Here is an 18,635-nt window from a genome sequence, read left to right on the forward strand (position 1 = left end):
GGCAGGGTTCCTGTCAGAAACGCACGCGCACGGCGGCGTCGATGCGGGTGCCGAGGCCGACCATCCGGTACTCGGACTGGCTGTCGGAGAAGGCGTGGGTGAGCGCGACATCGACGCTCACGCGTGTGTTCACGTCGGCGACGACCTGCGCGATCGCGAGCAGGCCCTTGTCCTGCGGCGAATAGACGCCGCGCAGCGAATACTCGACGCGGCCGACCTTCTTGCCGAGCCGCGCGAACAGGTAGTCGCGCAGGCTGCCGTCGACGCTGACGAAGTTGGCCGTGCCGCCGAGGCCGGCCAGCGCGGCGCCGGGCGCGACGGGCAGCAGCGCGTTGTTCGCCTGCACCGCGCCGACCATTCGGCGCCACTGGCTCGCGTCGTAACGCGCTTCGTCGTGCGACCACTCGACGATCAGCGACAGATTGCCGGGCAGCGCGCTCTGCATGCCGACCGCGCTGCGCCACATGTACTGGCGATCGTTGCGGCGATCGACGGCGTCGTACGCGGCGGCCGAATCGAGCGGCGTGCCGTTCGCGATGAACGCGGGCAGCGGCCGCGTCGTGCCGCGCTCGAGCCACGCGCTCGCATAGACGGTGTTCGAGCGCGCGACGTCGAACGACAGCGTCGCGCCCGCGCCGCCGCGGCCCGCGTGACGGCCCGCGAGCAGCGCGGCCGAGCCGCCCGACCCGTTGTACGCGCCGCGCACGAGTTGCGTCGCGCCCTGCACGTCGCGGTTGTCGACGTCGTTGCGCAACGTGCGGTTCTCGCCGGCGATGAACTGCAGCGTGGTCTGTTCGCCGGCCCATTTCGCTTCGACGAGCGGCGTGCCTTCGACGTCGCCGTAGCGATCGTAGATGTCGGCCGTCGCGGCCCGCTTCTGGAAGAAGCCGAGCGGGAAGAACGCCTGCGACGTGTCGAGCGTATCGATCCGCTTGCCGGCCGTCAGCGTGATGCCGTTGTCGAACGCGTAGCGCACGCCCGCTTCGTTGAAGCGGCTCGCCTGCGCGCCGAGCGAATGGTTGCTGGCGACGACGCGCGCGTTCACGAACAGGTTCTCGCCGTCGATGCGTGCGAGCAGGCCGGCTTCCTGCTGGTTGCGCGGCGAATCGCCGATCAGGCGGCCGAGCAGCGCGCGGCCGTCCATGCTGTCGACGGAGCGCGCGTAGCCGATACCGTTGAGCGTGCCGAGCTGATCCATCAGCGATGCTCCGTGCGCGAGCGTGCAACCGAGCGCGAGCGGGATTGCGAGCGCGACGCCGGGCCAGCCGCGGGGCGTGCGGTTTGCGCGGTCGGGCGACGAACGGAGGCGGTCACGATGAGCGTCGGCATCGGCGGCGTACTCACTGGCCATCGGCGAGCGTGTCGGGATTGAACCAGCCCGACGGAATCGTGCGCGGTTGGCCGTCGAGGATGTCGACGACGCTCGCGCGCTGCTTCTCGACCTCGTTGCGATACGTGATCTTGCGGATCACCTTGCGGCCGTTCGCGTCGACCGGAGCCGAAAAGTCGGCGCTGCGAAACAGCAGGCCGCTCGCCAGGAAGAACTGCGCGCGCACCGGCACGTCGGTGTCGGGCGTCACCCACAGCTTGATCGTCGGGTACACGTTGTCGGGATCGGTCGCGCTCAGGTCGAGCTCGGTGGCCGGCTTGCCGGCGATCGGCGTCGTGCCCGGCACGGCCGTCGCGCGATAGCTGTCCGCCCAGTGCGTGCGCGTGATATCGCTGATCACGACTTCCCCTTGCAGCCGCTGCATCCCGTTGATGCGCACCGCGCTGCGCGTGTTCGGCACGTAGAACCAGTGCCCGCGCGTCGTCGCGAGGTATTTCTGGCCGTCGTTCTCGCCGCTGCGCGTCAGCGCGAGCGTGTCGCCGTTGCCGCGCGTGTAGACGAGATAGCGCGTCGCGTCGCCGGCTTGTCCGCCGACCTCGTTGGTGATCCGGATGTTCGTCTGCGTATCGGCGGCCGTGCTGCGGTATGCGTCGGCACGGGCGAGCATGGTCTGGGCCGTCGGCGTGTCGGCCGCGTGCGCGGCGAGCGGCACGCACGCGACGAGCGCGGCGAACGTAAGGCGAATGCGGTTCATGGGGCGAGTCCTTCGAGGATGTTGCGTTTCGCGAGCCCGATCGTCGCGAGCAGCGCCGCGGCCACGCCGAGCACGACGAACGCGGCTTCGACGGCGGCCACGGCGACGGGCGATACGGCGAATTCGAGCAGGATCGGTTTCACGCGGCCGGGCGGCGCGGGCAGGTGGATCTGCGCGTGATTGAGCGCGACCATCGTCAACAGCGCGAGCGCGATGCCGGCGGCCGCGCCGAGCAGGCCGAGCAGCGCGGTTTCCTGGATCAGCACGCCGCGCACCGTCGCGGCCGGCACGCCGAGCGCGCGCAGCGTCGAGATCTCGCGGCGCCGCTCGACGATGCTCATCAAAATCCAGTTGCTCATCGACAGCAGGATCGTCGCGCACAGAATCGCGCCGAACACCGAGAACTGGTTCTTGTACAGCGCGACGACCTGGTGATAGAGCGACACGAGCTGGTCCCAGGTCCGCACGTCGAGCGTCGGCAGCGCGGTGCGCAGCGTCGCAGCGGCGGCCGTCGTGCCGGCGGTGTCCTCGAGGAACACCGCGATGCGCGACGCGCGGTCGGTGCGCAGCAGCGCCTGCGCGGCCGTAAACGTCACGTTGACGATCCGTTCGTCGACGTCCTTGTTGCCGGTGCTCATCACGCCGACGATCTGCGCGTCGGTCGCGTTGATGCCGCCGTGCGCGGTCGACGCCATCAGCTGCACGACCGAGCCGACGTGCACGCCGAGCTTGCGTGCGAGTTCGGCGCCGACGACGACTTCGGTCCCCGCGTTCGTCGGCGACAGATAGCGGCCCGACAGTACCGTGTGATAGTCGAAGAAGCCGGGCGGCTCGCGGTTCGGTTCGATTCCTTCGCCGACGAAGCCGTAGCTGAGATCGCCGTTCGATACGAGCCCGTCGAAGTCGATGCCGCGCGCGGTCGTCGCGACGCCGGGCACCTTTGCAATCGCCTGCGTGGCGGCGGCCTGTTCGTCGGCGGTCAGCCCGTATTGCAGCGGCCGTTCGCCGATCAGGTCGAGGTAGCCGTGATGCAGCACCTGCACGTGGCCGACGCCGCTGTCGATCGACCCTTCGCGCACGGCATCGAACGTCGCGATCACGTAGCCGAGCGCGAGGCTCGACGCGAACGCGGCGACGCCGATCATCGCCATCGTCAGCACGGTGCGGCGCCGGTTGCGCCAGAGGTTACGCCACGCAAACGTCGACCAGTTCACGATTCACTCCCGGTACGCCGTCGCGCATCTCGATGCGGCGCGGCAGGTGCGCGCACAGACGATCGTCGTGCGACGCAATCAGAAAGGCGGTGCCCAGCGTGCGATTGGTGTCGAGGATCAGCTCGGCGACCGCCCGCGCATTCGTGCTGTCGAGGCTCGCGGTCGGCTCGTCCGCGATCACGATCGCCGGCTCCTTGGCGAGTGCGCGGGCCAGGGCGACGCGCTGCTGTTCGCCGCCGGACAGCTCGCCGGGGCGATGTCGTTCGCGCGCGGCGAGCCCCACCGCGTCGAGCATCGCGCGCGCGCGTTCGCGCCGCGTGCGCGGCGTGCCCCACGCGAAGCAGCCGAGCTCGACGTTCTCGAGCGCCGACATCACCGGTATCAGGTTGAACTGCTGGAATACGAAGCCGATGCGTCCGCGGCGAATCCGTTCGAGCGTGTCCGGCGCATCGTCGATGCGGCGGCCTTCGAGCCAGCGTTCGCCGCTCGTCGGCACGTCGAGAAAGCCGGCGAGGTTGAGCAGCGTGCTTTTGCCGCTGCCCGACGGACCGACGAGCGCGACGACGTCGCGCCGGGCGATCGAGATCGTCGCGTCGCGCACCGCGACGACGCGGCCCGCGCCTTCGTACGTGCGTGTGACGTCGCGCAGCTCGAGCACCGGGGCCAGGGGCGCGGCCGTCATGCGAATGCTCCCTGGCCCGCTTCGACGGCAACCGGTGCTGCGATGACGGGCAGCGCGCCGTTCGCATAGAGATCGCGACACTTCACGCGCTGCAGCTTGCCGCTCGTCGTGCGCGGCAGCGAGCCGGGCTCGACGAAACACAGATCCTGCGCGGCGAAGCCGATGCGCGACGCGAGCAGCTGCTGGCACTCGGTGCGGGTTTGCGGCGTCGCGTCGATGGGCCGCGCCTCGATCGCGACGACCAGCCGCTCGGTGCCGGTTTCGGGATCGGGCAGCCCGAACGCGATGCACGTGCTCTTGCGCAGCGCGCTGTGCGACGCCAGCGCTTCCTCGATCTCGTGCGGGAAATAGTTGCTGCCGCGAATGATGATGACTTCCTTCTTGCGGCCGAGGATATGCAGCTGGCCGTCCGCGACGTAGCCGATGTCGCCCGTGCGGAACCAGCCGTCGGCCGTCAGCGGCGCGGCGATCGTGCCGTCGTCGGGGTTCAGGTAGCCGAGCATCACCGACGTGCCGCGGATCGCGACTTCGCCGACCGCGCGGTTCGCCAGCGCGTGGTCGCCGTCGTCGAGGATGCGGAACGCCATCCCGTCGATCGGCGTGCCCATCGCGAGCACCGTTTCGGTGTCCGTCTCGCGACCGTCGTTCGCGGCGGCCGGCTGCGCGTCGCGGCGCTCGATCAGCGCGCGCCGGTCGAGCGTGTCGGCGATCACGTACGGCGCGCCGTCGACCGCGCCTTCGTGCCACGCGCGATGCATCGATACCGCGAGCGTCGATTCGGCCATCCCGTAGCACGGTTGCAGCGCCGATGCCGCCAGGCCGTACGGCGCGAACGTCGCGGCGAAATCGCGCAGCGTCGCGTCGTCGACGCGTTCGCCGCCGATGAAGATGTTGCGGCACGCGGACAGATCGACGCCGATCATCGCGGCCGCATTGAAGCGGCGCACGCAGTAGCGCAGCGCGAAGGTCGGCACCGACGTCGTCGTCGCGCGCGCCGACGCGATGCGCTTCAACCAGCCGAGCGGATTCCGGATGAAGCTGTTCGGCTGCATCATCAGCAGCGGCGCGCGGTAATGCAGGTTCGACAGCAGCGTGAGCAGCCCCATGTCGTGATAGAGCGGCAGCCACGACGCGGTGCCGTCGCCGGCCGCGATATCGAAGCGCACCGAGCCGCCGATGCCGAGCACGTTCGCGATCACGTTCTCGTGGCTGAGCACCGCGGCCTTCGGATGCGACGTCGAACCGGACGTGAGCTGCACATGATGCGGATCGCTGCCGCTCTTCGCGCTGATCAGTGCGCGCGCGCCGGCGTCGGCGGCATTCGCCAGCGTCGCGAGATCGACCACGCGCGTTGAGGCCGCGGGAAACGCGTCGTCGCGCCACGCCGCGGCCTGCGCATCCGCGGCGACGACGATGCGCGGCCGGTACAGCTCGCACGCGACGTCGATCACCTGCCGTCCGGCCGCCGCGCGCCGTGCGGGAACGGGCACGGTGCAGGGCAGCGCACCGGTCATCACGCAGGCCATCATCGCGACCGCATGCTCGACCGACGCGGGCAGCGCCAGCATCACCAGATCGTTCTCGCGCACACCGAGCTCGCGCAGCGCGCCGGCCTGATGAAACACCGCTTCCGCGAAGCGCCGGTACGTGACGCCGGCTTCGTTGCCCGCATCGTCGACGAACGTCATGCGATGCATGGCGCCCGCGACGTCCTCGAGCGATTCGATCAGGCGATGAATGGTCGATGCGTACTTCGTCACGAGGATTCTCCCGTTGCGGAACACGGCCGCTCGCGCCACGGTGCCGGCGGCGCCGTTCGTCGAGTGAGGTGGATTCTTGCCGGATCGATCGGCCGCGACAAACGGAATCTATGCAGGCTATGCATGAGCGGAGCGCATCCACTCGGGGCAGCGCACATTCGTTATCAGCGTGAACGATGAATACGCGCTAGGTGACTGGTCTGTCTCAACCGACCGGTCGTCTAGTTCACGATGTGGTGCGCTCATGCGCAGGCGTCATGCAATGCGTTCGGAAAATTCGTTTGTCCGAAACATCGACTCACAGAAGAATTGCATCCCGGCAGCGCGCCAGCGCCGCCGCGTCATCGTGCCGGGCGGGGCCCGGCTCAAGGAGAGCGTCTTGTCCGTCACCTCATCGCTGGTCGCCCGCACGAAATCGGTTGCAGACATGAAGAGCCGCCCGAGCGGCGTGGTCTTCTCGCTGAAGCTGGCAGTGTACGTCGCGCTCATCGCGCACGGGATGATGTTCGCGCTGTCGGCGCTCGTGATCCTGAAGATCTTCGGCATCCTGCTGATCGGTGCGATGTATGCGCACGGCGTCGAACTGCAGCACCAGGCGCTGCATTACCAGGGGTTCCGCAGCAAGCGCCTGAACATGGTGTTCGGCGTGCTGCTCGGCATGCCGATGCTCGTGTCGTTCCACGCGTACCAGGACAGCCACCTGCGCCATCACCGGCTGCTCGGCACGCCGGAGAACAAGGAGTTCTTCGACTACGGCGACCAGTACGGCGCGCGCCCCGTCGTCAATGTCGGGCTGTGGGCGTGGCGGCTGTCGATGGCCGCGCACTATATCCAGTTCGCGAAGAGCGTTGCGAAGCTCGTCGTGCCGGGCGCGCGCTTCGGCGACAACGCGCTCGTGTCGCGTGCGATCCGCCGCGACTACCTGCTGATGGCGGCGGCGATCGCGCTGCTGGCCGCGCTGTCGTTCGCGCTGCACTCGTGGTGCGTCGTCTGGGTGTGGGTCGTGCCGCTCGTGTGCGTCGCGGCGCCCGTGCATGCGCTGGTCGAGATGCCCGAGCACTACCGCTGCGACCTGACGAGCACCGACCCGTTCCGCAACACGAGGACGATCGAGAGCAATGCGTTCATGACATGGTTCACGAACGGCAACAACTATCACGTCGAGCATCACATGATGCCGAACCTGCCGATCGAGCGCCTGCACGATCTGCATGGCGCGATCGCGCCGCGCATCCGCTATTACCACCGCACGTACCGGCAGTTCTACTACGCGTTGCTGCGCGGCCGGCTGACGCCTCGCTCGGTGGACGACGATCGGGACGATGCCGAAGCGGTTGCGCCGGCGTCCACGCAATCGGCATGACTACCGCTGCCGACTATCTTGGGACGACGATGCTCTATCCGGAACTGTTCAGATCGCTCGAAGCGGTTCGCTGGGACATGGAGAAGGACATTCCGTGGAACCGGTTCGATGCCGCGTTGCTCACCGACGAGCAGGCCGAGACGATCAGGATGAACGCGATCACCGAATGGTCGGCACTGCCCGCGACGGAAATGTTCCTGCGCGACAACCGGCACGACAGCGACTTCTCCGCGTTCATGAGCGTGTGGTTCTTCGAGGAGCAGAAGCATTCGCTCGTGCTGACGGAATACCTGCGCCGCTTCAGGCCGGAGCGGGTGCCAACCGAGGCGGAACTGCACGCGGTGCGTTTCGAGTTCGATCCGGCGCCGCCGCTCGAGACGCTGATGCTGCACTTCTGCGGCGAGATCCGCCTGAACCACTGGTACCGCTGCGCGGCCGATTGGCACACCGAGCCCGTCATCAAGCAGATTTACGAAACGATTTCGCGCGACGAAGCGCGTCATGGCGGCGCGTACCTGCGCTATATGAAGAAGGCGCTGAACGACCACGGCGACGTCGCGCGTGCCGCCTTCGCGAAGATCGGCGTGCTGATGGCGTCGGCGCGCCGCACCGAGAAGCCGCTGCACCCGACCAACCTGCACGTGAACCAGGCGCTGTTTCCGCGCGACACCGTGCAGTCGCGCCTGCCCGATCCGGAATGGCTCGAGCGCTGGCTCGACGAGCAGATCCGTTTCGACGGCGAGTGGGAGAAGAAGGTCGTCGAGCGGATCCTGCACAACCTGTCGATCCTGTTCGAGCGCACGTTCGCGAGCGCGCAGGAACTGAACCGCTATCGCCGCGAAGTGACCGCGCGGACGAATGGCGCGTTGGGCCGCCCGTAGCGGATCGATACAGGCAGCCCGCCGCGCGGTGCGGGCCGAAATCCGGCCGACATCCGAACGCCATGCGGCCGAACGGCGCTACCGGCAGGCGAATTAATTATTCCAGACATAATCGGCGCATCAGTTGCTTGAAATTGCATGGCAGCTTTGAAATTCATTCGTTTAGCATATTTATGTAAACACGGAATTCCGGATTTAGATGGCATTTTCGTGTATGTTACCGACCGGTTGTCTTTCGCAGTCCGGGAAAAATGAATTTAAAAGTTGGCTGATTGAAATTGAATTGTAGGAATCGGGTGATGCATCTGATTGTGCGACGAGATCGACGTGATAGCGTCGAATTCTGGCGGCAATCCTCTGTTTTTGAAGGAGTTTATCGGCTGGTTGAAGTGCTGGATTCGTTCTCGTATTAATTTACAAAATCACTACCTGGATAATGTTAATGTAAGAATATGATTGCGATCAAAATCGATAGATAAATACAAGTGTCACGATTGAAAATAAGAATGATGTGCATCCATGATTCAATATAAAATCGTTTCCGAATCCAAATGGGAGAGACGATTCAGGGAGGCGAACGGCGACTTATCGGTCGATGGGTGCAACTTTGAGGCGGCGGTATGGCTAATGTGAGATTGGCAAAGCGATTGAGAAGTCTGCCTTCGCTGGATTTCCTGAGAGGCTTCGAATGCGCGGCGCGCCATTTGAGCTTCACGCGGGCGGGGCAGGAACTGAACGTCACGCAATCGGCCGTGAGTCGGCAGGTCAAGGCGCTCGAAGAGCAGCTCCGGATCGAGCTGTTCCATCGGCACATTCGTTCGTTGACGCTGACCGACAAGGGGCGCGAGCTGTACGACGCGATCTCGTTCGCGTTGTCCGACCTGGAATCGGTGGTCGGTAAGCTGTCGTCGAGTGTCGGCCAGCGCGCCATCTCGTTGTCGACCACCGTCTCGTTCGCCGCGCTGTGGCTGATTCCACGCCTCGGTTCGTTTCGCGCCAGCTATCCGGACATCGACGTGCGCGTGTCGGCCACGAGCGAAATCGAAGATCTCAAACGCAAACGTTTGCACCTGGCCGTGCGCTATGCAGGCCCGTATACGTCGACCGACGATACGGACGTGCTGTTTCGCGAGCGTGTCGTCGCGGTGTGCAGCCCGAGCCTGGTGGCGGCGGGCGACGCCGCGTCGATGAAGCCGGCCGACCTCGACAAGCACGTGCTGCTGCATCTCGACGACCCGCGCGGCGAATGGCCGTGGCACGGCTGGAGCCATTTGCTGAAGGCGCTCGGCGTGCCGCGGCTGCGGCCGGCCGGCGCGCTGCACTTCAGCCAGTACGATCAACTGGTCCAGGCCGCGGTCGACGGCCACGGTATCGCGATCGGCAGGCGGCCCCTCGTCGACGGGCTGTTGAAGCAGGGGCGGCTCGTCGAGCTGTTCCCGCACTGCACCGTTGCATCGGGCAGCTACGTGCTCGTGCAGAACCCCGATGCGTGCAACGAATTCGATATCGCGGTGCTGACCAACTGGTTGCTCGAACAAGCGTGTCATTCGCTCGAGGAGGAGCCGGGCATCGCCGGCAGCAACGTGCTGCCGATGTACCGCGTCGGATAGCGCGGCGAATACGTCGTGCGCGGCGTCATGCACGACGCCTGCAACCTGTGCGATGATGCGCCGCTTCGCGTTCGTCGCAGAACGCCGCCGACTGCGGCACCCGTTTCCGGGCCATCGCCGCGTCCTCACATCCGGAGACAGCATGCCCGCACACACTATTCATGGCAGTACCCTGCACTACCTCGATCACGGCGCCGGTTTTCCGGTGCTGCTCGGGCACAGCTATCTGTGGGACGCGACGATGTGGGCGCCGCAAATCGACGCACTGTCGCGCCGGTATCGCGTGATCGTGCCGGATCTGTGGGGGCATGGCGAATCGGGCGCACTGCCGGACGGCACGCACACGCTCGACGATCTCGCCGCGCACGCCAGCGCGCTGCTCGACGCGCTGGAGATCGAACAGTGCGCGATCGTCGGGCTCAGCGTCGGCGGCATGTGGGGCGCGCGGCTCGCGTTGCGCGAGCCGCAGCGCGTGCGCTCGCTCGTGATCATGGATGCGTCGCTCGAGGCCGAACCCGATGCGACGCGCGCCCGCTACTTCGGGATGCTCGACGCGATCGAGACAGCGGGCCGCATCGCGCCGCCGCTGCTCGACGCGATCGTGCCGCTGTTCTTCCGGCCGGACGTCAATCTCGACGACCCGGTGCCGACGGCGTTTCGCGATGCGCTCGCGAACCTGCCGGCCGACCGGCTGCGGCAATCGATCGCGCCGCTCGGCCGGCTGATTTTCGGCCGGCCCGACACACTCGCGACACTCGCCGACCTCGATGCCGCACGCACGCTGCTGATGTGCGGCGCGGGCGACATGGCGCGCCCGCCGTCGGAAACCGTGAAGATGGCGAGCGTGATCGGTTGCGCGCATGCGCTGGTGCCCGACGCTGGCCATATCTCGAACCTGGAAAATCCGGCGTTCGTCACGCGCACGCTGCTCGACTGGTTCGACGCGCAGTCACTGCCGTCGAACTGACGATCGCGCGAACGGCGACGCCCGCGTGCCCGGCGCCGCGCAGATCGGTTTTTCCGGTGGCGAGCCGCCGCAGCGCAGCGGTCGGACGGGCATGGGCGGCTGCCGGGTTTCTAGCGATCCTGATTGCGTGGGCGTGGACGTGGGCGTGAGCGCCGCCCTCGGGTCGCGCGGCCGAATGGTTGCGATCGACCACCGATCTTCCGGAATACTACCGATTCGGTTGGACATTGGGGTTGCCTGTCGACACACGAAAATCTGCAGTACGAACGAAAGTTTAAAACGCACCGGGCGGGGTCGCCCGCAACCGTTTCCTCCTTTCCTGACCCGGGCCGGCGGTGCGGGCAGGGCAACGCGCATATCGCACGCGCCGCATTCGACCGACGCGAACGCCCATCAAAACGAGTCGATCCGAATTCGATGAGCGCGCGCCGGACGAACTGCCCTATGACGGATCGATACCGACAAGTCCGACAAACGGCATAGGATCCGGCACGCGAACGAATCGCCTCGTGTAATTGATCGTAATCGCATGTAATCCTTGGTCATACCGTGTGATCCCGTGTATCGCCCATAGGTTTCGGTCTCTTCAACGACAAACGTTTGCGTGCCGCTATACCGAAAGATTCGACGATGGAGCCGGTATTTCATTACCGATCCGAGGTCACGCACGATCTGAATTTTCCTTAAATGCCTGGCCAAAATCCCGGGATGACGTTTGCGCGAAATCGCCGGTTTCACCCGCCCTGAGCGACATTCGACCATGCTGCCTGAACGGCTCTCACCAGCGCCCACGCGGGGTCGCCGCGATGCGGCCCGTTCGCCCATTGCGGCGGCGGCACTCGAAAAAGACGGCTCATTCGATCGATTTCGGTTTCTCTTCATTACCGGTGATTTCCCCCGCCTGCGTTATCGCGATTTATATTTCCTGGCATTGATGCACGTCAATTTTCAATGAAATGGCGTGATCGTATTTCCACCGAAATTGATGAATTTCAATAAATAGGTCCATATCATTGGCTTGATTGAATCCGACAACAACACGGCGAAAACAGACATTGACAAATCGGCGGGCGAGGAGCGCCCCTTATGATGCGGCGCAGAAAACAACAAATGTAAGAAATTGTTAAAGGGCCGCAGGATGCAAACAGTGCCGAATCATTCATCGACGGGGTCAAGCGTGAATCGGGGAAGAGGCGCCGGCAACGAACATCAACGGGCAAGCGTAATCGTCCTGTTGCTCGAGGGTTTTTCCATTATGCAGATGGGCAAGCTAGCCGCCGTTTTCGAACTGGCGAATCAGCTCGGACGGGTCGATGGCGCATTCGTCGACCGTTACGAATTGCGCCTGTATTCCGTGCATGGCGGCCCGGTTCGTTCGTCGTCGGGCGTCGGCATCTGGACGGAAGCGGCGCGCACACTCGAAGCCAGCAGGGTGCACGCGATGTTCGTGTTGAGCGGTCAAGGCGGGACCGACGAGCTCGACGAACAGTTTATTGCGTGGGTCCGGCATGTCCATCAGCGGGCGCGGGTCGTGCGCGGCAGCCATGGCGGCCGGAGATTGCTGACGCAGATTCGCCTGGGGCAGAAGGAGATAGAGAAGGCAGCGCCGGGAACGGACGGCGGCGCGTCGGACGATGAAGCCGCCGGCGACGAAGACGACGGGCCTTTCTCCGATGCGTTGTCGATCGTCCGGGTGGACATGGGTTACGAAATCGCGCAGGAAATCGTGATGTGCATGGTGTCCGGCGCGAACCGCAAACTGACCGACGTGTTGTTCGGCGCACGCGTCGCCCGTGCGAGCACGCTGATCCGGATGGCCGCGCATCATCTGCGGGTCAATAGCGAGAACCGCATTTCGATCGCCGATGCCGCGCAGGCCGCCGCGATGAGCGAGCGCAATTTCTTGCGGCGCTTCAAGAACGAAATCGGTGTCACGCCTACCGAGTTCGTGCTGAGGATACGCCTCGAAAAGGCATGCCGCATGCTGATCGAGACGGATCTTCCGGCGGACAAGGTCGCGCGGCGCACCGGCCTCGGCAGCGGCGACCGGATGGCAAAACTGTTTCGCCAGCACTTGCAGACATCGCCGACCGAATTTCGGGCGGCTGCACGAAAAGACAGTGACGCGTCGACGGACACGCTGTACGCGTCGGATTTGGGCGACTGGATGAGCGGCGCATCGTCCTAGAGCGGGCGATCGCAATTCGCCATCGGACACCCATCGGCGAAGTCGCTTTACCCGAATTCAAATCCATGCCTGGATATCGATGTTCAGTCAGCATGACGGTCTTATAATTTGGAATGCAAATCAGTGGTATCGGTAATTCTGATTTGACGAAGGCGGATTCGGCCACAATCGTGGCGCGGTCGGACATCGATCAACCCACGCATATTTCCACTGATTAAGTTATCGACTGGCCTTTCGAGGAGTCGGCACCCCGGTACTCCTCGGAATTTTGCCTGCCGTGTCGTCGTGAGCGCACCGTGCAGGCCTTTTTATTCGTTGGGCGAGCATCGAGTGCCGTCGTTCGGCCGATGCTCGCTCGTAGGCCAGGACGCACCAGGCGATGCATGCGCATGCCCCGCGCGCGCGCACGGCGGCCGCGACGAATTGCAAATCGACATGAAATTCATGTCGTACATCCGATCCGAATCCGGGCATGAATGGGTGCGAACGCACGTTATTCGTGCATCGCTCGATTCGAGAAATGGATCGAATAATTCGCTCGGGAAATCGGCCTTGATTTGTTCCGCCATCAACAAGGCGGATTCGGACGCAATCGATAAAGGCGCAAGTCGCGGCGAATATGATGCACTGCGGAAACGTTGAAGCAGAGGCGCCGCAACCAGCGTTCCGCGTGATGTGATGCCGCGCTGCGTCGTGAATGGATATTGGGTTATGAATTAGGAGTTCATATCAATGAATTCGTTGATCAATCGAGCGACCGATATCGGAATGATCGTGCTGGGCGCGTTCATCCCCGCGTTGATCGGTGCGACCGGCGGTGCGCGCGGCACCCTGTTCGACGGTGCCCTCGTCGCGTTTGCCGCCGCGCTGGCGTTGTCGGTATTTCCCGCATGTGGCATCTACGAGAAGGTGCGGACGCAATCGGCGCTGCACCTGCTCGGGCGCACGGTGCTGGCATGGATCGTCGTGCAGGGCATGAGCACCGCGCTGCTTTACGTGCTGCATCGTGCGCATGTGCTGTCGAGCGAGTGGTTCGTGTGCTGGACGCTCGCCAGCGGGATCGGCCTGATCGCATTCCGCGCGCTGACGCTCGCGATCTTTGGTGCGATCGAGCGTGCGGGCGGTCAGGTGCGCGCGGCGGCGATCGCGCACGCGGACCGGCGCGGCCAGTTCGAGATCGGCCACCGGACGGTCGGACGCGTCAAGCGGACGGTCAAGCGGAGCTTCGACCTGGTGGGCGCGTCGGTGCTGCTCGTCGTGCTCGCGCCGGCATTGCTGGGCATCGCATGGGCCGTGAGGCGCGACGGCGGTCCGGTGATCTTCGGGCATGAGCGTGTCGGCCGAAACGGCCAGCGCTTCAAGTGCCTGAAATTTCGCTCGATGGTGACGAACGCCGATGTGGTGCTCAAGGCGCTGCTGGAGCGCGACGCCGACGCCCGGGCGGAATGGGCGCGCGAATTCAAGCTGAAGAACGATGTCCGCATCACGCCGATCGGCCGCCTGCTCCGCAAGACGAGCCTCGACGAACTGCCGCAGTTGCTGAACGTGCTGAAGGGCGACATGAGCCTGGTCGGGCCGCGCCCGATCGTCGAGGCCGAGCTCGAACGCTACGGCGCCGACGTGCGCTACTACCTGATGGCCAAGCCCGGCATGACCGGCCTTTGGCAGGTCAGCGGCCGCAACGACACCGACTATTCGACGCGCGTGTCGCTCGACGTGTCCTACGTGCGCGACTGGTCGCTGCGCCGCGACATCGGCATTCTGTTCAGGACGATCACCGTGGTGGTGCGCGGCTCGGGCGCGTACTAGTCGCTTCCTCCCGCATGTGAAGGCGGTGCGATCGCGCGTGGCGGAAGGCGGCGCAACGGTACCGTGTGGCAGCAGGCATGTCCGGTCTCGACAGGGGTGCTGTACTCGCGGTCGACACGACGCGAGGCGACCGAAGCAATTTCAGACTAAAAAAGAGCGAGGTTGTAATGCAGAGGTTGCGTCAAATGGAGCCGGCGCGCGCGCCGCGCCGACGATCGCGTGTCGGTCGACTCGTGATGATCCTGCCGCTGTGTGCGTTGCTGGGCGCGTGCGGTATCGCGCCGGGCATGCGCATGCAGCAGCCGGCGTCGATTCCGCTGCAAAGCGGCACGACGCCGGGTGGCAACGCCACGCTGCCGGTTCCGGTGACGAATATCGACCTGTCGCTGATCCGGCGCATGCGCGATACGGAACGCAGTGTGCCCGGCGAGCTCCGCGATATCGCCTCGTCGCCGGACGCATACACCCTCGGCCGCGGCGACGTGTTGCAGATCACCGTGTGGGATCACCCCGAACTGGCGGCGGCGCTCGGCGCGCCGGCACAGTCCGCGCCGCGTGCCGCGGATGCGCCGCCGGGTTTCGTCGTCGATCAGGACGGTACGCTGCAGTTTCCTTACGCGGGCCGGTTGCCGGTCGCCGGGCTGACGGCCGAGCAGGTACAAACGCAGCTTGCGCGGCGTCTTGACAAGACGTTCAGGAATCCGCAGGTCACGGTGCGGATCGCATCGTTCCGTGCGAAGCAGGTGTATATCGAGGGCGAGGTGCATACGCCGGGCTCGCAGCCGGTGAACGACATCCCGATGACGCTGTATGACGCGATAGGGCGGGCAGGGGGATTCTCGGCGGCGGCCGACCGGAGTCGCATCGTGCTGGTGCGCGACGGCGTCGAGCGCAGGATCGATCTGACCGGGATGGCCGAACAAGGACGCAATCCGTCGAAGATCGTGCTGCGCAACGGCGACCTCGTGCGCGTGCTGGCACGCGACGAGAGCGGCGTATTCGTGATGGGCGAGGTCAACAAGCCCGTCACGGCGTTGCCGATGCGCAATGGCCGGCTGACGTTGAGCGAGGCGATCGCGCAGGCAGGCAGCCTGAACGCGAACACGGCCGACGCCGCGCAGCTCTACGTGGTGCGCGGGATGCAGGACGCGCAACCGCAGGTCTATCACCTCGATGCCCGCTCGCCGGTCGCGATGGTGCTCGCCAATCAATTCCAGTTGAAGCCGAAGGACGTCGTCTACGTCGACGGCAACGGGCTCGTCCGCTTCAGCCGCGTGCTCAGCCTGTTGCTGCCGGCCATCAATGCCGGCCTGACCGCGGCGATCGCGACCAAATGATGGAGTCCATCCTGATCGTCTGCGAAGGCAACATTTGCCGCAGCCCGATGGCCGAAGCGATGCTGCGTCAGTCGATGCCGGGGCGCCGCGTCACGTCCGCCGGCCTGAACGCACTGGTCGGCATGCCGGCCGCGCCGTATGCGCTGGACGTCATGCGCCTGCGCGGGTTCGACGTGTCGCCGCATCGCGCCCGGCAGGTTGCCCGCGCGCTGTGTACCGACGCCGACCTGATCCTCGTGATGGACCGTCGACAGCGCACGTCGCTCGAGAACCGGTTTCCGTTCGTGCGGGGACGCGTGTTCCGTCTCGGCGAATACACGGACTTCGACGTGCACGACCCTTACCGGCAGCCCAGGTTCGTATTCGAACGCTGCGCGCGACTGATCGAACTCGGCGTGTCCGAGTGGTCGAAGCGCCTTCGTATCGTCTGAAGCCGCCGTCGGCCGACGCTCCACTGGAACCCCTACGCCTCATATCGTTGCCATGACCCAACCCTCCGCCCCGCCGCAGCAAGCCGCCGAAGACGGCAGCGAGACCGATTTCGTCGCGGTGCTCGACATTCTGCTGGAAAGCCGCTGGCTGATCGCGTCCATCACGTGCGTGCTGCTGGCGGCCGGCCTCGCGTACGCGATGCTCGGCAAGCCCGTGTTCGAAGCCAACATCATGGTCCAGGTCGAGGACAGTCCGGACACGTCGGCCGCCAAGTCGTTGCTCGGCGACGTATCGGCGCTGTTCGACGTCAAGTCGTCGGCCGCCGCGGAACAGCAGATCCTCGCGTCGCGCCTCGTCGTCGAACGTGCGGTCGACAAGCTCAACCTGTTCATCGACGCGGAGCCGAAGCGATTTCCGCTGATTGGCGACTGGATCGCGCGCCATCGCGATGGCTTGTCCGAACCCGGCCTCGCCGGCCTGGGCGGCTACGCGTGGGGCCGCGAACGCATCGACGTGCGGCGTTTCGACGTGCCGCGCAAGAACGAAGGCGACGCGTTCACGCTGACGAGCCTCGGGGGCAAGCGTTATCGGCTCGACGGCGGCGATCTCGATGCGCCGGTCGAGGGCACCGTCGGCGCGCTCGAGCGCTTCGACTCGCCGCGCGGCCCGATCGTGCTGCAGGTCGCGTCGATCGCCGCGAAGCCCGGCGCCGCATTCGTGCTGGTTCGCCACTCGCGGCTGAAGACGATCGAGGACATCCGCGACCGCCTCAACGTGCAGGAGCGCGTGAAGCAATCGGACGTCGTCGTCGCCAGTCTTCAGGATACCGATCCGAAATGGGTCAGCGACACGATGAACGAAATCGGCCGTCAGTACGTGCGGCAGAACATCGAGCGGAAATCGGCGGAGGCCGCGCAGTCGCTTGAATTCCTGACCGCGCAATTGCCGCAGCTCAAGCAGCAACTGGCCGATTCCGAAGCACGCCTGACCAAACTGCGAGACGAGCATGGCACGGTCGACCTCACCGAGGAGGCGAAGCTCGCGCTGGCCCAGACCGCGGACGCGAAGACGCGCCTGCTCGAGTTGCAGCAGAAGCGGCAGGAGTTGATGTCCCGTTTCACCGAACGGCACCCGAGCGTGGCCGTGATCGACGAGCAGATCGCCGCGCTGAACGGCTATCGGAACGCCGCCGAGCTGCAGATCAGGCGCCTGCCGGACCTGCAGCAGGAAGCCGTGCGGCTGATGCTCGACGTGAAGGTCAACACCGACCTCTACACGGCATTGCTGAACAACATGCAGCAACTGCAACTCGTGCAGGCCGGCAAGGTCGGCAACGTGCGTCTCGTCGACACGGCCGCGGTGCCGGAAGTGGCGGTGCGGCCGAAGAAGGTGCTCGTCGCGCTGGCGTCGCTGCTGCTCGGGCTGCTCGCCGGCAGCGGCACCGCGATCGTCCGCTCGATGCTGTTCCACGGCATCTCGGATCACAACGAGATCGAGCGCCGCCTCGGCCTCGCGGTGTACGCGACGGTCCCGATCAGCGACCATCAGCGCGACCTGGCCGAAGAAGCCGCGCGCAAGAGCGGCCACAAGTCGATCCTGTCGATCGATTTCCCGAACGAGCCGGCCGTCGAGTGCCTGCGGAGCCTGCGCACCGCCCTGCAGTTCGCGATGCTCGAGGCGAAGAACAACATCGTGCTGATCGCTGGTCCCGCGCCGGGCGTCGGCAAGACCTTCATCTCGTCGAACCTCGCGGTCGTGATGGCCAGCGCCGGGAAGCGTGTGCTGCTGATCGACGGCGACATTCGCAAGGGGCGGATGCATGACTATCTCGGCTTTCCGCGCGGCCGCGGCTTCACGGAGCTGATCGCCGGCAGCGCACGCGTGGAGGACGTGATTCACCGAGAGGTGGTCGAGGGTCTCGACTTCATCTCGACCGGCACGATGCCGAAAAATCCCGCGGAACTGCTGTTGAACCGCAATCTCGCGGCGCTGGTCGACGGCCTGTCGTCGGGTTACGACATCGTCGTGATCGACTCGGCGCCGGTGCTCGCCGTGCCCGATACCGGTATTCTCGGTGCATTCGCCGGTACCGCGCTGCTCGTCACGATGGCGGGCAAGACAAAGCTCGGCGAGATCGACGAATCAGCGAAGCGCTTCGCGCAAAACGGCGTTCGCCTGAACGGCGTCATCTTCAACGGCGTCAACCCGCGGCTCGGACAGTACGGCTACGGTTCGAAGTACGGCGGTTATCGCTATGTCGCCTACGAGTACGGAGCGCAGGATGCGTGATATGTCCAGCGCAGCCGGC

General features: G+C 65.3%; 15 protein-coding genes. 10 read left to right on the forward strand and 5 right to left on the reverse strand.

Annotated elements, in window-relative coordinates:
• Positions 1-13: 13 nt before the first annotated feature.
• Genes J8I35_RS00780 through J8I35_RS00800 form a run of 5 tightly spaced genes read right to left on the reverse strand, consistent with a single transcriptional unit; the run spans position 14 to position 5,740 of the window.
• Positions 14-1,351: a hypothetical protein gene (locus J8I35_RS00780; RefSeq protein ID WP_209924215.1), complete on the reverse strand. Its 1,338-nt coding sequence runs from the start codon at positions 1,349-1,351 to the stop codon at positions 14-16.
• Complete coding sequence (locus J8I35_RS00785) at positions 1,341-2,084, reverse strand: outer membrane lipoprotein-sorting protein (RefSeq protein WP_124555088.1); 744 nt, start codon at positions 2,082-2,084, stop codon at positions 1,341-1,343. Before J8I35_RS00785 ends, J8I35_RS00780 begins: the two co-directional genes overlap by 11 nt.
• The gene (locus tag J8I35_RS00790) at positions 2,081-3,298 is read right to left on the reverse strand and encodes an ABC transporter permease (RefSeq protein WP_209924216.1); all 1,218 of its coding nucleotides are present in this window, start codon (positions 3,296-3,298) and stop codon (positions 2,081-2,083) included. The genes J8I35_RS00785 and J8I35_RS00790 overlap by 4 nt, the downstream gene beginning before the upstream one ends.
• Positions 3,270-3,980 carry an ABC transporter ATP-binding protein gene (locus J8I35_RS00795; RefSeq protein WP_209924217.1) on the reverse strand — a complete coding sequence of 237 codons (711 nt, stop codon included), beginning with the start codon at positions 3,978-3,980 and terminating at the stop codon, positions 3,270-3,272. Before J8I35_RS00795 ends, J8I35_RS00790 begins: the two co-directional genes overlap by 29 nt.
• Complete coding sequence (locus tag J8I35_RS00800) at positions 3,977-5,740, reverse strand: fatty acyl-AMP ligase (RefSeq protein ID WP_348522245.1); 1,764 nt, start codon at positions 5,738-5,740, stop codon at positions 3,977-3,979. The genes J8I35_RS00795 and J8I35_RS00800 overlap by 4 nt, the downstream gene beginning before the upstream one ends.
• A 427-nt stretch (positions 5,741-6,167) precedes the next feature.
• On the opposite strand from J8I35_RS00800, the gene J8I35_RS00805 reads away from it, so the two are divergent.
• The 10 genes from J8I35_RS00805 to J8I35_RS00850 all read left to right on the forward strand — a co-directional run bounded on the left by J8I35_RS00805 (position 6,168) and on the right by J8I35_RS00850 (position 18,616).
• Entirely contained in the window at positions 6,168-7,103 is a 936-nt protein-coding gene (locus J8I35_RS00805) for a fatty acid desaturase (protein ID WP_209924478.1), read from the forward strand.
• Between the two features lie 29 nt (positions 7,104-7,132).
• Positions 7,133-7,984, forward strand: a complete 852-nt coding sequence (locus tag J8I35_RS00810) for a ferritin-like domain-containing protein (protein ID WP_209924479.1) — start codon at positions 7,133-7,135, stop codon at positions 7,982-7,984.
• A gap of 620 nt (positions 7,985-8,604) precedes the next feature.
• On the forward strand, positions 8,605-9,594 hold the full coding sequence (locus tag J8I35_RS00815; RefSeq protein ID WP_209924219.1) for a LysR substrate-binding domain-containing protein: 990 nt from the start codon (positions 8,605-8,607) through the stop codon (positions 9,592-9,594).
• Positions 9,595-9,736: 142 nt separating this feature from the next.
• Positions 9,737-10,561 (forward strand): alpha/beta fold hydrolase, encoded by an 825-nt coding sequence (locus J8I35_RS00820; RefSeq protein WP_124637466.1) that lies wholly within the window; start codon positions 9,737-9,739, stop codon positions 10,559-10,561.
• Between the two features lie 715 nt (positions 10,562-11,276).
• Positions 11,277-11,516 carry a hypothetical protein gene (locus J8I35_RS00825; RefSeq protein WP_124637467.1) on the forward strand — a complete coding sequence of 80 codons (240 nt, stop codon included), beginning with the start codon at positions 11,277-11,279 and terminating at the stop codon, positions 11,514-11,516.
• A 279-nt stretch (positions 11,517-11,795) separates the two neighbouring features.
• Positions 11,796-12,749: a helix-turn-helix domain-containing protein gene (locus tag J8I35_RS00830; RefSeq protein WP_209924480.1), complete on the forward strand. Its 954-nt coding sequence runs from the start codon at positions 11,796-11,798 to the stop codon at positions 12,747-12,749.
• A 732-nt stretch (positions 12,750-13,481) separates the two neighbouring features.
• Positions 13,482-14,558, forward strand: coding sequence for a sugar transferase (locus tag J8I35_RS00835; protein ID WP_209924220.1), 1,077 nt, complete (start codon positions 13,482-13,484; stop codon positions 14,556-14,558).
• 167 nt (positions 14,559-14,725) lie between these two features.
• Positions 14,726-15,895 carry a polysaccharide biosynthesis/export family protein gene (locus J8I35_RS00840; protein WP_245170042.1) on the forward strand — a complete coding sequence of 390 codons (1,170 nt, stop codon included), beginning with the start codon at positions 14,726-14,728 and terminating at the stop codon, positions 15,893-15,895.
• Positions 15,892-16,326 (forward strand): low molecular weight protein-tyrosine-phosphatase, encoded by a 435-nt coding sequence (locus J8I35_RS00845; RefSeq protein WP_209924221.1) that lies wholly within the window; start codon positions 15,892-15,894, stop codon positions 16,324-16,326. Before J8I35_RS00840 ends, J8I35_RS00845 begins: the two co-directional genes overlap by 4 nt.
• A gap of 52 nt (positions 16,327-16,378) precedes the next feature.
• Positions 16,379-18,616, forward strand: a complete 2,238-nt coding sequence (locus J8I35_RS00850) for a polysaccharide biosynthesis tyrosine autokinase (protein ID WP_209924222.1) — start codon at positions 16,379-16,381, stop codon at positions 18,614-18,616.
• Positions 18,617-18,635 lie beyond the last annotated feature (19 nt).

It is taken from the genome of Burkholderia sp. CpTa8-5 (assembly GCF_017815045.1).
GTDB lineage: Bacteria > Pseudomonadota > Gammaproteobacteria > Burkholderiales > Burkholderiaceae > Burkholderia > Burkholderia sola.

Excerpts from the sequence above, each read along its gene's own strand:
- J8I35_RS00780 (WP_209924215.1), bottom strand. The coding sequence starts at position 1,351 with ATGGCCAGTGAGTACGCCGCCGATGCCGACGCTCATCGTGACCGCCTC.
- J8I35_RS00815 (WP_209924219.1), top strand. The coding sequence starts at position 8,605 with ATGGCTAATGTGAGATTGGCAAAGCGATTGAGAAGTCTGCCTTCGCTG.
- J8I35_RS00840 (WP_245170042.1), top strand. The coding sequence starts at position 14,726 with ATGCAGAGGTTGCGTCAAATGGAGCCGGCGCGCGCGCCGCGCCGACGA.
- J8I35_RS00820 (WP_124637466.1), top strand. The coding sequence starts at position 9,737 with ATGCCCGCACACACTATTCATGGCAGTACCCTGCACTACCTCGATCAC.
- J8I35_RS00835 (WP_209924220.1), top strand. The coding sequence starts at position 13,482 with ATGAATTCGTTGATCAATCGAGCGACCGATATCGGAATGATCGTGCTG.
- J8I35_RS00785 (WP_124555088.1), bottom strand. The coding sequence starts at position 2,084 with ATGAACCGCATTCGCCTTACGTTCGCCGCGCTCGTCGCGTGCGTGCCG.
- J8I35_RS00795 (WP_209924217.1), bottom strand. The coding sequence starts at position 3,980 with ATGACGGCCGCGCCCCTGGCCCCGGTGCTCGAGCTGCGCGACGTCACA.
- J8I35_RS00810 (WP_209924479.1), top strand. The coding sequence starts at position 7,133 with ATGCTCTATCCGGAACTGTTCAGATCGCTCGAAGCGGTTCGCTGGGAC.
- J8I35_RS00850 (WP_209924222.1), top strand. The coding sequence starts at position 16,379 with ATGACCCAACCCTCCGCCCCGCCGCAGCAAGCCGCCGAAGACGGCAGC.
- J8I35_RS00845 (WP_209924221.1), top strand. The coding sequence starts at position 15,892 with ATGATGGAGTCCATCCTGATCGTCTGCGAAGGCAACATTTGCCGCAGC.
- J8I35_RS00805 (WP_209924478.1), top strand. The coding sequence starts at position 6,168 with ATGAAGAGCCGCCCGAGCGGCGTGGTCTTCTCGCTGAAGCTGGCAGTG.